Genomic DNA, 12,478 nt, shown 5'->3' with positions numbered 1-12,478 from the left:
GGTTCAAATGTTACCTAAGAGGACTATTGTCACACCGTTTCAGGATGCAGTGAATTGCCCAGAATATGTTCCGAATGCTGGATCACGTGATGTGCCTGCCCGACGATCAAGGGATCAGGGCTGTCGACGATTTCATGGTTCTTGTCCGGATACTCCAGCGTGGACAGAAAGTGGCGCATGCAGTTCAGGCGCGCGCGCTTTTTGTCGTTCGATTTCACGATGGTCCACGGGGCGTCGGCGGTATCGGTATAGAAGAACATCGCCTCTTTGGCCTCGGTATAATCGTCCCATTTATCAAGGCTCGCTTTGTCGATCGGTGACAGTTTCCACTGTTTCAGAGGATCGGTTTCGCGGCTTTTGAACCGGCGTTGCTGTTCGGGTTGCGTGACCGAGAACCAGTATTTGTAAAGTTGGATGCCCGAGCGCACCAGCATCCGCTCCAGCTCGGGCGTTTGACGCATGAACTCGAGATATTCGTTGGGCGAACAGAAACCCATCACCCGTTCAACCCCGGCGCGGTTGTACCAGGATCGGTCGTAGAAAACCATTTCACCCACAGTGGGCAATTCCTGAACATAACGCTGATAGTACCACTGCCCCTTCTCTTCCCAGGTGGGCTTGTTCAGGGCAACGACACGCGCTTGGCGTGGGTTCAGGTGCTCCATAAAGCGTTTGATCGTTCCACCTTTGCCCGCGGCGTCCCTGCCCTCGAACAGCAGGACAAATCGCTGCCCGGTTTCCTGCGCCCACAGCTGCACCTTCAGCAATTCTGCCTGCAGCTTCGCCTTTTCCGCCTCATACGCTTTGCGCGCCATCTTGCGATCATAAGGATATTTGCCGCTTTCAAAGGCTTGACGAATTCTCTCGGGGCTTGGCTCGGTCGGTGAGGTTTTGGCTATCGCCGACAGGTTGGCAGGGTCTTGCACATCCTCGATCTGCGTCACTACTTCCATTCAGGTTCTCCTTGTCTCACTGTCCGGAAAAACGCCTAGCAGTCGGGTGAAAAACACGCTTTGATTGGTGTCAAATTTCTACATCTTTCTGGGCGTGTGCTTCAGGTACAACAAAGGGCTTCGGCTATGGAAAACAAGTTCATTGATCTTAACGGCCAGAGGTTCCTACTGCGCAGCTGGGGGGACCCCGACCTTCCGCCCTTGTTGATGCTTCACGGGTTTCCCGAATATAGCGGCGCGTGGCAGGACCTGGCCCCGCATTTGTCCTCCGACTTTCATTGCATCGCCCCCGATCAACGCGGTTACGGGCAAAGCTGGGCGCCGGAAGGCGTTGGCCATTATGCCCTGTCGCGACTGGTCTCGGATATGGTGACGCTGATTGAGGGGTTCGCCCGTCCGTTTTTTGTTCTTGGCCACGATTGGGGAGCGTCCGTGGCCTATGGTTTGGCCATGTTCCGCCCTGATCTGGTGGACCGGTTGATCATCGCCAACGGCGTTCACCCAGCGCCCTTCCAACGGGCCATGGCCGCAGGAGGCGCGCAATCCGAGGCTTCGCAATACATCAATGCCCTGCGCGCACCTGACGCGGCAGAGCGTTTGTCGGCGGACAATTTCTCCAAGCTCGAACAGTTCTTTCGTTTCGGGATGGGTACAGACTGGCTGACGGACCAGCAAATGCAGGTCTATCGTACAGAATGGGCCCGGCCCGGGCGGCTGGAGACTATGCTGAACTGGTACCGGGCGTCACCGCTGGTGGTTGCGAAACCCGGCGCACCGCGCACGGATCTGCCAGAGTTGCCGAAGGACCGGTTGATGGTTCGCTGCCCCCACCTGTTGCTGTGGGGGCGTGAAGACAAGGCGTTGCTGCCAGAATCGACTGAGGGGCTGGAAGACTACGCACCGGACCTGACGCGCATCGACATTCCGAACGCTGATCACTGGCTGCATCACCAACAACCCAAAGCGGTGGCGCAGGCAATCCTTGGTTGGATGGCGCGCTAAATCCGGTTACCGGTGCCCCCAATCCGCCGGGTCATCCGAGTTGTTGGGCGACAGGCCCAATATGTCGCCATCCGTTGAACACCCCAGCCCCAAAACGGTCCGGTTCGCATAAGAAAAATACGCGCAGACCTGATTGATTTCGAGGATCTCACCATCGTCCCATCCGGCCGTGCGCAGGGCTTCCACGTCTTGCTGTTTCAACTCCGACGGGGCCTCGGTCAGTTTGCGCGCATAGTGCATCGCCTCGATCTGGGCCGCATCCAACGGAGCACCCTCCGGTTCGCCTGCCTCAATCGCCGCGCGAATTGCCTGACTACGCTTCGGATCGCCCAACAAGCGCTGCAGGCCGCTGTAATGGTGCTCAACACAATAACTGCATTTGTTCAGTGCGCTGACCCATACGCCCAGCACTTCAAGAAACCACTTCGGGATCGTGTTGGCCGAATGGTGCAGCACGTTCTTGTACATGGCCATGTGACCTTCCATCGAATGTGGCCGCAAGGAATGCACCATCATGATGTTGTCGACGTTGTTGCCGGGGCCCGTAACACGGTCGTACAGTTTCCTGAGTTTTCCTGTTGCTTCATCAAAAGGGATGGTTCTGATCCAGCTCATCTCTTTGCCTCCGGTATCCATTTGCTTTTGCAGCCAAACCTAAACAGAATGCAGGAAAAGTGCGAGGCCTTGGCGGCAACGTCTACCTGGAACATTTCAACTGACTGCAATGAGATCGCTCTGGGCATTCTCCACCGCCACCTGATAAAGAACTGCCGACCCCCCGTTTCACAATTTTGATTTTTCAGCGATGCGCCTTCCTCTGTTCTTGTTTGTCCTGTCAATCTGCGGCCTGTTTGCGGCACTGTTCCACCCTGCTCTTTCTGATTGGGCAATGGTCGCGGGGCCTTGCACCATCGCAAGCGCGATATTGCTGCTTGGAAAATGGTTGCGCAGATCGAAAGCCCCGAAGAACTGGGCCGTAGTTGATGGATCAAATATTTTGCACTGGCGAGAGGGCATTCCGGACATTGCCACCGTGCGCGAAGTTGTCGACGCTTTGACCACCTCCGGCCTGACTCCCGGCGTCGTGTTCGATGCAAATGTCGGCTACAAAATCTCGGATCGCTACATGAACGACAAAGCCCTTGCCTCATTGCTTGGGTTGCCCGTTGACCGCGTTATGGTCGCCCCCAAGGGAACGCCAGCCGACCCGCTTGTTCTACAGGTCGCTCGCGACCTAAGTGCTACCATTGTCACAAATGACCGTTTTCGCGATTGGGTTGACGATTATCCGGATGTGCTGCAGGCCAAAGAGCTTGTGCAGGGTGGTTATCGGAATGGGGCTCTCTGGCTGGCGTTGTGACCATGGTTCCAGCTGGGTCAAACATGTAGCGTTTCAACCTCAGCTCCCAATCACGGCGCACCATAGCCGACAAACCGCACACAACACTTCGCGCGCCCCTTCCCCCGGACCACATCCCCTGCCATAATGGGGCCAAACCCAAAAACAAGAGCAGCACCCATGCCCGACGATCTGTTGACGCCAGAAGCGACCAATACCTATGACGCCTCCTCAATCGAGGTGCTTGAAGGTCTGGAACCGGTCCGCAAACGCCCCGGCATGTATATTGGCGGCACCGATGAACGTGCTTTGCACCATATGGTGGCCGAAATCCTCGACAACTCGATGGACGAAGCGGTCGCGGGCCACGCCAACCGGATCGAGGTTGAGCTGCACGCAGATTACGCCCTGACCGTGCGCGACAACGGGCGCGGCATTCCGATCGATCCGCATCCGAAATTTCCCGACAAATCAGCGCTAGAGGTGATCCTCTGCACCCTACACGCGGGCGGTAAATTCTCGGGCAAGGCCTATCAGACCTCGGGCGGTCTGCACGGTGTGGGTGCGTCGGTTGTGAACGCGCTGTCGGATTCGATGGTCGTTCAGGTGGCGCGTGACAAACAGCTGTTCGAACAGCGCTTTTCACGCGGCATCCCTCTGGGCCCTGTCGAAAAAGTCGGCGCGGCACCCAACCGGCGCGGCACCACTGTGACATTCCACGCAGATGAAGAGATCTTTGGCCACCACAAGTTCAAACCGGCGCGGCTGTTCAAATCCATCCGCTCCAAGGCCTACCTGTTCTCGGGCGTCGAAATTCGCTGGAAATCCCATATCGACGACGGCGAAACGCCAACCGAGGCCAGCTTCCACTTTCCCGGCGGTCTATCGGACTACCTGAAGGAAACGATGAACGGCTCGTCCACCTATGCCGAGCAACCTTTTGCAGGCACCGTGGACTTTCGGGAAAAGTTCGGCACCCCCGGCAAGGTCGAATGGGCGATCAACTGGACGCCCTCGCGCGACGGGTTCATCCAGTCCTACTGTAACACTGTCCCCACCCCCGAAGGCGGTACCCATGTGGCAGGTTTCTGGGCTGCGGTCCTGAAAGGGATCAAGGCTTACGGCGAGCTGATCAACAACAAGAAGGCCGCCCAGATCACCCGCGACGACCTGATCACCGGCGGCTGCGCGCTGGTGTCTTGCTTCATCAGTGAACCGGAATTCGTGGGCCAGACCAAAGACCGTCTGGCCACGGTCGAGGCACAACGGCTGGTGGAAAATTCGGTCCGCGACCATTTCGATAACTGGCTGGCCGCGGACACGAAATCCGCCGGTGCTATTCTCGATTTCCTCATTCTGAGGTCCGAAGAACGTCTGCGCCGACGCGCCGAGAAAGAAACACAACGTAAGTCCGCCACTAAAAAACTTCGTCTTCCCGGCAAGTTGGTGGACTGTTCTAGTTCAACACGCGACGGAACAGAATTATTCATCGTCGAAGGAGATTCTGCGGGCGGTTCTGCAAAAATGGGCCGAAACCGCAAAACGCAGGCCCTTTTGCCCCTGCGCGGCAAGATCCTGAACGTGCTGGGCGCGGCCAGTTCGAAACTGGGCACCAATGCCGAGATCAACGATCTGACCCAAGCGCTGGGTGTGGGACTTGGCACCAAGTTCAACGTCGACGACCTGCGTTATGACAAAATCATCATCATGACCGACGCGGATGTGGACGGGGCGCATATCGCGGCGCTGCTGATGACGTTCTTCTTTACCCAGATGCGCCCGATGATTGACGCGGGCCACCTGTACCTGGCCTGCCCGCCCCTCTATCGCCTGACCCAAGGCGCCAAACGGGTTTACTGTCTGGACGAGGCCGAGCGCGATGAGTGGCTTGAGAAAGGTCTGGGCGGCAAGGGCAAGATCGACGTTTCCCGCTTCAAAGGTCTGGGCGAAATGGACGCCAAGGACCTGAAAGAGACCACGATGGACCCCGCGTCCCGGAAATTGATCCGCGTCACCATCGACGAGGACGAACCCGGCGAGACCGGCGATCTGGTCGAGCGCCTGATGGGCAAAAAACCCGAACTGCGGTTCCAGTACATTCAGGAGAACGCGCGGTTTGTGGAGGAGTTGGATGTTTGAGTAAACCCAAGCGTTTGTACTACTTTACAGGCCCAGACTTTGCACTAGAAAACGTAGAAAAACGCCACCTGAAGATTTCGTTTTATGATGAAGTAAACGACGTCTTCGAAATGATGCCATTTGATTTCGGTGACGATAGGGAGTTCAGGTGTATATGGCGTAAGAGCATCGCCGAGGTGTCTCAGCAAGCTGGATTTATTTCTCTTAGCAGAACATGGGATGTCCCCACCATGTGGGGACATTACGCCCAAAGACATAAAGGTGTATGTTATGGGTTCGACGTTTCTTGCGAAGTAACTAAGATTAACTACAAAGATAGTTTTCGCGAAATCGACCCCAAGGCCCGTAGACGCGGAAAAGAACGCACTGCCGAAATCCGATATGCCCAGAGAACTAAGAGTAAGCACTGGAAATACGAGAATGAACACCGAGTATTCGTCACTCTTTCGAAGAAAGAAGTGATACAAAAGTCCCTTGGCAAACCTCTGTTTTTTATAAACTTTCAAGACGGATTACGGCTTAGGGAAGTTATAATAGGAGCCAATTCAGAACTTGAATCTAATCAGTTTGAAAGCGCTTTATCTGGCTACGATGGTGTCGATATAAAAACAGCCCGAGCATCATTTCGAAACTTCAAAATTGTTGAGCAAAAGTCAGCCAACCTTGCAAAGTAACCCCTGTTAGTTGGGGTTCATCGCATTGTAACACGCCACGCGCGAAATAGGTGGGCGCGTACATGGTGCTTTGCATCAAGCATTGGATGGATTGTTTAGAGCATCTGCTCAAGCCTCCCCAACACCCCCCTTGCCTAACCCGTTGATCCCGTTCACACTTGCGCGCAATTGTCATCGAAGAACGACATTTGAGGTTCCGAGCGTCCAAGACCCAATTTGAACGAACACAAATTTCGAACGGGAGGACGACATGAAAGCACTAACCCTCGGGCTGGCCTTTGCCTTGTTGGCCAGTCAGGCAAGCGCGCAGCAGTCGCTGATCGGCGCATCGCCTATTCCAGTCGGGGCAGAGTTACGGTTCTGCTATTACAATGGCCTCGCTTATTCGGTGGACGCCTATGTTGTGATCTCTGGCAACAACACCGTGACCGAAACGTCCAGTGCGCGCGAAGAACACCTTCTGCGTTGTATCAAAGGCGGCGACGGTGCCATGAAGTGGAAACCAGAGAGCGGTATTCAGGTCAATCGCTGAATTAAATGGTCGGGCCATCTAGCCCACCTTCTCCTCCAGCCAGTCTGCAATCTGGCCGGCGGGTTGTTCCCAGCCGGGCTCCATGAACAGGAAATGCGCGTGGTTTTCCACCGGCATAAACGTCGCGCGATCCCCGTACAGATTGGCCAGCGCACGGCAGGTATCGGGGTTGACGGCACGATCCTCGGTGCCCGACACGATCAGCACCGGGCAATCGACCTTGTCGATATCGACCTTCATTGCGTGGTGGTCGTCGAACATCCAAAAGAACATCTCGAACATCACCCGCCCGCTTTCTGCACCCAGCTGGTCGAACACTTCACGCTGCTGCGCCTCGGGCATCTTGTTCAGCGCAAAAGGGGCCATCAGGTTGAACTCGACATGCATGGGTTGTTTCCAGAACGCCCCGCCCTCCATCAGCGCGCGCGGGATGGCGCGTTCATCGTCGGTTTCGGGCAAGGTGCCCCACGGCGCGTTCGGGTTGATCAGGACAATGGCACTGGCCAACCCACGCTCGGCCACCTGCTGCGCCACAACGCCCGCGATGGCATGGCCGAGGATGACCGGCTTGCTGTCCAAGCCCTGTACGAACTCGGCAATATCATTGGTATAATCCGCGACACTGGTATCCGTAAGCCCGGGGTCAGGTTCGGCCTTGGGGTCCCCGCCATGAAAGCGCAGTGCAGGGGTGTGCACCGTCCAGCCGCGCGCGCGGAAGAAACCCGCGTAGTCCGCCATGCACCAAGGTCCGGCAAAGGCCCCGTGGATCAGAACAATCTCTTTGGTCATCAAAACGCCCTCTCGTCACTTGCCCCCACTATGCGAGACGACAGGCGCGCGCGGCAAGGCCGCCGGGATCAGACCGACATACCGATCAGGGCTACGCCAACGGCCATCAGTAAGGCCGCACCAAGGCGACGCATCCAGTTGCCCTCATGCAGGAAGATAAACCCGATCAACGCAGCGAAGATCACCGAAGTCTCGCGCAGTGCTGAAACCGCACCCAGTGGTGCGAAATTCTTGGCGTAAAGCACCAGACCATAGGCCGTCATCGACACCAGCCCGCCCAGGATTCCGATCATCCAGACCTTGGTCGGAAGCTGTGCCAACGTATCCCGCTTTTTGATGCCAACAAACCCGGCAATGAACAGGTGCAGGAACGCGCCCCAGGCCCAGTAGCTAAGCGTATTGCCCGACAACCGCACGCCGATGCCGTCCACGACCGAATAAATCGAGATGCAAAACCCGGTACCCAGTGCAAACCACAGCGCCCAGCGCCCGACGCCGGACCGCAAGGCACTCCAACTGCTGAGCTGAATACCAAGTGCGATCAGCGCAATCCCGCCCCATGCCTGCAGCGGAAGAACCTCGCCCACCAGGATCATCGCCCAGAGCGAGACCAACGCAGGCACGATACCGCGGGCGATCGGATAGACGACGCTCAGATCCCCATGCTGATAGGCTTTGCCGAGCATGTAGTAGTACCCAAAATGCACGACGGTCGAGATCAGGATATAGGGAAAGCTCTCAGCGCTGGGCAGAGGCAGCAGCAGGACCATGGCCGTTGCAGGGATAACATGCCCAAATGCGACAAGGCCCAATGTAGTCGTTCGGTCGGCGGCTGTTTTGACGATGGCGTTCCACACCGCATGCAGCAACGCAGCCGTCAAAATGATGGCGATGACAAACAGAGTCACGTCCGAACCTTTCGCGCAGAGAGAACCGGCCCAAGAAACGGGCCGGTTTCGTTACTTGCACAGAGCAAGACCGATCACAATGCAGCCTTAAACAGAGCGGTCAGATTGTCCTCTGTCAATTCGATTGGGTTACCACCACAAGACGGATCGATGATCGCGCCTTGCACCAGTTTCGGGATTGCAGCTTCGGTCACACCCAGTTCGGACAGTCTGGTTGGGATACCCAGCGCGTCGTTGAACTCCTGCACAAAGCCGCGGACGCCGTCAAAGCCGCCATCAATTCCCAGATAGGCCGCCGCTGACTGAAACCGGTCAGCGATAGCTGGGGCATTGAATTCCAGCACTGTGGGCATGCAAACCGCGTTGGTGGTGCCGTGGTGAGTGTTGAAAACAGCGCCAATCGGGTGGCTCATGGCGTGGATCGCGCCTAGGCCTTTCTGGAAGGCGGTCGCCCCCATCGCTGCCGCGCTCATCATCTGCGCGCGGGCCTCAATATCCGTGCCATCTGCATAGGCGCGTGGCAGGTACTCCTTGACCAGCCGCATACCTTCCAGCGCAATGCCGTGGCTCATCGGATGATAATGCGGGCTGGAATACGCCTCGACACAATGCGCAAATGCATCAAGACCGGTGCCCGCCGTGATGAATTTGGGCATGCCAACTGTTAGCTCGGGGTCGCAGATCACCACGGTCGGCAGAACCTTGGGATGGAATATGATCTTTTTCGCATGGGTTTCGGAATTCGTGATGACACTGGCGCGCCCGACCTCGGACCCGGTCCCGGCTGTGGTCGGCACAGCGATAATCGGTGCAATGACATCCGAATCCGCGCGTGTCCACCAATCGCCGATATCCTCGAAATCCCAAACCGGGCGCGTCTGCCCTGCCATAAAGGCAACCATCTTGCCCAGATCCAACCCGGAACCGCCGCCAAAAGCGATCACACCATCATGGCCGCCCGCATTGTAGGCCGCGACCCCTGCCTCAAGATTTTTTTCGTTCGGGTTAGGATCCACGTCGCTGAATAGCCCGCGCCCCAGCTCTGCGGCCTCCATGATATCCAGCGTCGCCGCGGTGATCGGTAGATCGGCCAACCCTTTGTCGGTGACCAACAACGGCCTTTTCATACCAGCGGCAGCACATGCCTCGGGCAGTTCCTTGATACGGCCTGCGCCGAATTTGATAGCGGTCGGATAGGACCAGTTTCCAACAAGTGACATGTCAGGTTTCCTTTGTGATTTGAGACCTGCCCGGCCGAGGGGGTCTGAACCGGGCAGGCCGTTGCCCTTAGCCCGTGACCTTTTTCAGGTGGTAGGATTTAGGACGTGTCAGGTTGTGATAGCCAATGACGGACAAACCGCCGCCGCGGCCGGTATTCTTGCAACCAGTCCAACAAAGGCCCGGATCCAGGTAATCGGCGCGGTTCATGAACACGGTTCCGGTTTCGATCGCATCGCCCACGCGTTCGGCCCGGTCTACATCGCGGGTCCACAGGCTGGCGGTCAGACCAAATTCACTGTCATTCATCAAGGCGATGGCTTCGTCGTCCGAGGACACTTTCATAATGCCGACCACGGGGCCGAAACTCTCGTCCTGCATCACCCGCATGTCATGGGTGACGTTGGTCAGGATCTGCGGTGTCAGATAGGCCCCACCATCGTCCTCGGGGAACGTGCCGATATGAGCCACCGCCCCGGCCGCAACAGCCTCGGTGATCTGCGCGCGCACCTCTTTGGCAAAGCGCACATTGGCCATTGGACCAATCGTTGTATCGCTGTCCAGAGGATTGCCCAGCTTATAGCCTTTCACAACCTCAACCGCCTTGGCGACGAAGGCATCATACAGGCTATCGTGGACGTAAATCCGCTCGATCCCGCAGCAGCATTGGCCCGAGTTGAACATCGCGCCGTCAATCAACGTATCCACCGCAGCATCCAGATCGGCATCGTCCATGACATAGCCCGGATCTTTGCCACCCAGCTCGGTGCCAACACCGGTGAATGTCCCTGCAGCCGCGCGCTCCATCGCTTGGCCACCACCTACTGAACCGGTGAAGTTTACAAAGTCGAACGCATTGCCTGCAATCAGGTCATTGGTCACGTCATGGCTCAGGAAGACATTCTGAAATACATCTTCGGGCACACCCGCGGAATGAAACGCTTGCGCCATGCGCTCGCCCACCAGCAGCGTCTGCGTGGCATGTTTCAAGATCACAGTGTTCCCCGCGATCAGGGCCGGGGCCACGGTGTTGATTGCGGTCATGTAGGGATAGTTCCAGGGCGCCACCACAAAGACCACGCCATGCGGAATGCGCTTGATATAGCGTTTGAAGGCTTCGTCCTCGCCCACTGCGATATCAGCCAGAGACGCCTCGGCAATCTGAGCCATATGGCTCGCACGTTCGTTAAAGCCGCCGAACTCACCGCCATAACGTACCGGACGCCCCATCATATGCGCCAACTCGGGCACAATCTCATCGTTCATCGCCCCAACCGCAGCCACACCGGCCATGACAAGATCGATACGTTCCTGCAACGGCCGCGCTGCCCATTCTGCCTGTGCCGCCCGCGATCGCGCTGCCGCTTCAAACGCTGCATCCCGTGACAACACCTCACGTTCAGCAAAAACCGATCCATCAATCGGCGAGACACATTTCAACATCTGCCCCATAACCACTCCATTTCCGAAAGAAACAGGATCCCTGCTTCATCTGGCTAAAAATATCCCGGGGGCGTGGGGGCATCGCCCCCAGCCTGACCCGATCTCAAGCCCGCTCAAACCCGCGGGCAACTTCCCAATCAGTCACGACGCGCTCGAATTCCTCAATCTCGACTTCCGCTGCACGGGCATAGTGTTCGACCACATCATCACCCATAGCCGCGCGTAGCATCGATGACCCGTGCAACGCATCGCGTGCTGCACGCAGATTGCCGGGGATCATACCGGTGTCTCCCTGATAGACATCACCGGTGGTGGGCGATTGCAGTTCCAGGCCTTCTTCGATACCGGCAATCCCGGCGGCCAACATGCCAGCCATCGCCAGATACGGGTTCATATCTGAGCCCGGAATACGACACTCAACCCGCACGGCCTTAGTCCCATCGCCGCACAGACGGAAGCCAGCCGTTCGGTTGTCCACCGACCAGATAATCCTTGTCGGCGCAAAGGTGCCTTTCATGAACCGCTTGTAGCTGTTGATGTAGGGAGCCATGAAATAGGTATAGTCAGCGGCATATCTGAGCAGACCCGCCATATAGCTTTTCATCAGCGCCGACATACCCAACGCGTCATCCGCATCATAAAACGCTGGCTTGCCATCCGCCCAAAGCGACTGATGCACGTGGGACGAGCTGCCGACTTTGTCGTGATGCCATTTCGGCAGGAACGTCGCCGCGTGACCGTGTTGCCAGGCGATCTCTTTCACCGCGTTCTTGGCGATCGAGTGGTATTCGGCCGTGTCCATCGCCGGGGCGTATTTGATGTTCAGCTCTTCCTGCCCGGTCTCGGCCTCACCCTTCGAGTTCTCAACCGGTATCCCCGCGTTCCACAAATGGTTGCGGATTGGGCGCATCACATGCTCTTCCTTGGTGGTCTGCAGGATGTGATAATCTTCGTTATAGCCCGAGATCGGCTCCAGATCGCGGAAGCCTTCCTTGCGGATCTGGTCAAAGCTTTTTTCGAACAGGAAAAACTCCAGTTCGGTGGCGCACATCGCGTCATAACCCATGGCTTTGAGGCGATTGACCTGTTTCTTCAGGATCGAGCGCGGCGCATGCGGCACTTCCTCATGCGTGTGGTGATCCAGCACATCGCACATCACCATCGCCGTGCCTTCCAGCCACGGCACCGGGCGCAGCGTGCTCAAGTCCGGCTTCATGACATAATCGCCATAACCCCGCTCCCAACTGGTCGAGGCATAGCCGTCCGGCGTGCCCATCTCCAGATCCGTGGCCAGCAGATAATTGCAACAATGGGTTTCTTCCCACGCACCTGCTACGAAATGACCTGCGTGAAACCGCTTGCCCATCAGCCGGCCCTGCATGTCCACCATGCAAACCAGTACGGTGTCGACCTCGCCCGTTTCGAATTTGGCTTTCAGATCGGCCAAAATCGCTTCATTGCCCATCATTGGTTTCCTTTGT

12 protein-coding genes are annotated in these 12,478 nt (G+C 57.1%); 5 read left to right on the top strand and 7 right to left on the bottom strand.

Features of this window, described 5'->3' with window-relative positions:
- Positions 1-29 precede the first annotated feature (29 nt).
- On the bottom strand, positions 30-953 hold the full coding sequence (gene ppk2, locus AC2FFH_RS07355; RefSeq protein WP_496844100.1) for a polyphosphate kinase 2: 924 nt from the start codon (positions 951-953) through the stop codon (positions 30-32).
- 126 nt (positions 954-1,079) lie between these two features.
- On the opposite strand from ppk2, the gene AC2FFH_RS07350 reads away from it, so the two are divergent.
- Positions 1,080-1,955: an alpha/beta fold hydrolase gene (locus AC2FFH_RS07350; protein ID WP_496844099.1), complete on the top strand. Its 876-nt coding sequence runs from the start codon at positions 1,080-1,082 to the stop codon at positions 1,953-1,955.
- A gap of 6 nt (positions 1,956-1,961) precedes the next feature.
- Here the strand turns inward: AC2FFH_RS07350 and AC2FFH_RS07345 are convergent, their stop codons facing one another.
- Complete coding sequence (locus tag AC2FFH_RS07345; protein WP_496844098.1) at positions 1,962-2,570, bottom strand: carboxymuconolactone decarboxylase family protein; 609 nt, start codon at positions 2,568-2,570, stop codon at positions 1,962-1,964.
- Positions 2,571-2,760: 190 nt separating this feature from the next.
- Between AC2FFH_RS07345 and AC2FFH_RS07340 the strand changes: the two genes are divergently transcribed.
- The 4 genes from AC2FFH_RS07340 (at position 2,761) to AC2FFH_RS07325 (ending at position 6,639) form a co-directional block, all read left to right on the top strand.
- Entirely contained in the window at positions 2,761-3,315 is a 555-nt protein-coding gene (locus tag AC2FFH_RS07340) for an NYN domain-containing protein (RefSeq protein WP_496844097.1), read from the top strand.
- Between the two features lie 159 nt (positions 3,316-3,474).
- Positions 3,475-5,433, top strand: coding sequence for a DNA topoisomerase IV subunit B (gene parE, locus AC2FFH_RS07335; protein ID WP_496844096.1), 1,959 nt, complete (start codon positions 3,475-3,477; stop codon positions 5,431-5,433).
- A complete protein-coding gene (locus AC2FFH_RS07330) occupies positions 5,430-6,107 on the top strand; it encodes a DUF2971 domain-containing protein (protein ID WP_496844095.1) in 678 nt (225 codons plus the stop codon). The genes parE and AC2FFH_RS07330 overlap by 4 nt, the downstream gene beginning before the upstream one ends.
- Positions 6,108-6,357: 250 nt before the next feature.
- Entirely contained in the window at positions 6,358-6,639 is a 282-nt protein-coding gene (locus AC2FFH_RS07325; protein ID WP_496774945.1) for a hypothetical protein, read from the top strand.
- A gap of 18 nt (positions 6,640-6,657) precedes the next feature.
- Here the strand turns inward: AC2FFH_RS07325 and AC2FFH_RS07320 are convergent, their stop codons facing one another.
- The 5 genes from AC2FFH_RS07320 to AC2FFH_RS07300 form a co-directional block, all read right to left on the bottom strand.
- Entirely contained in the window at positions 6,658-7,428 is a 771-nt protein-coding gene (locus tag AC2FFH_RS07320) for an alpha/beta hydrolase (RefSeq protein ID WP_496844094.1), read from the bottom strand.
- A gap of 68 nt (positions 7,429-7,496) precedes the next feature.
- Positions 7,497-8,336 carry an EamA family transporter gene (locus AC2FFH_RS07315; protein WP_496766876.1) on the bottom strand — a complete coding sequence of 280 codons (840 nt, stop codon included), beginning with the start codon at positions 8,334-8,336 and terminating at the stop codon, positions 7,497-7,499.
- Positions 8,337-8,410: 74 nt separating this feature from the next.
- Positions 8,411-9,556, bottom strand: coding sequence for an iron-containing alcohol dehydrogenase (locus AC2FFH_RS07310; protein ID WP_496766875.1), 1,146 nt, complete (start codon positions 9,554-9,556; stop codon positions 8,411-8,413).
- A 67-nt stretch (positions 9,557-9,623) separates the two neighbouring features.
- Positions 9,624-11,006 carry an aldehyde dehydrogenase family protein gene (locus tag AC2FFH_RS07305; protein WP_496766874.1) on the bottom strand — a complete coding sequence of 461 codons (1,383 nt, stop codon included), beginning with the start codon at positions 11,004-11,006 and terminating at the stop codon, positions 9,624-9,626.
- A gap of 94 nt (positions 11,007-11,100) precedes the next feature.
- Complete coding sequence (locus AC2FFH_RS07300) at positions 11,101-12,462, bottom strand: glutamine synthetase family protein (RefSeq protein ID WP_496766873.1); 1,362 nt, start codon at positions 12,460-12,462, stop codon at positions 11,101-11,103.
- Positions 12,463-12,478 lie beyond the last annotated feature (16 nt).

It is taken from the genome of Ruegeria sp. YTSC003, assembly GCF_059609785.1.
The sequence above is the reverse complement of the archived record's forward strand: the minus strand, read 5'-3'. Positions and strand labels throughout refer to the sequence as shown.

Coding starts and splice junctions, on each gene's coding strand:
- ppk2 (WP_496844100.1), bottom strand. CDS start 953: ATGGAAGTAGTGACGCAGATCGAGGATGTGCAAGACCCTGCCAACCTG.
- AC2FFH_RS07350 (WP_496844099.1), top strand. CDS start 1,080: ATGGAAAACAAGTTCATTGATCTTAACGGCCAGAGGTTCCTACTGCGC.
- AC2FFH_RS07345 (WP_496844098.1), bottom strand. CDS start 2,570: ATGAGCTGGATCAGAACCATCCCTTTTGATGAAGCAACAGGAAAACTC.
- AC2FFH_RS07340 (WP_496844097.1), top strand. CDS start 2,761: ATGCGCCTTCCTCTGTTCTTGTTTGTCCTGTCAATCTGCGGCCTGTTT.
- parE (WP_496844096.1), top strand. CDS start 3,475: ATGCCCGACGATCTGTTGACGCCAGAAGCGACCAATACCTATGACGCC.
- AC2FFH_RS07325 (WP_496774945.1), top strand. CDS start 6,358: ATGAAAGCACTAACCCTCGGGCTGGCCTTTGCCTTGTTGGCCAGTCAG.
- AC2FFH_RS07320 (WP_496844094.1), bottom strand. CDS start 7,428: ATGACCAAAGAGATTGTTCTGATCCACGGGGCCTTTGCCGGACCTTGG.
- AC2FFH_RS07310 (WP_496766875.1), bottom strand. CDS start 9,556: ATGTCACTTGTTGGAAACTGGTCCTATCCGACCGCTATCAAATTCGGC.
- AC2FFH_RS07305 (WP_496766874.1), bottom strand. CDS start 11,006: ATGGGGCAGATGTTGAAATGTGTCTCGCCGATTGATGGATCGGTTTTT.
- AC2FFH_RS07300 (WP_496766873.1), bottom strand. CDS start 12,462: ATGGGCAATGAAGCGATTTTGGCCGATCTGAAAGCCAAATTCGAAACG.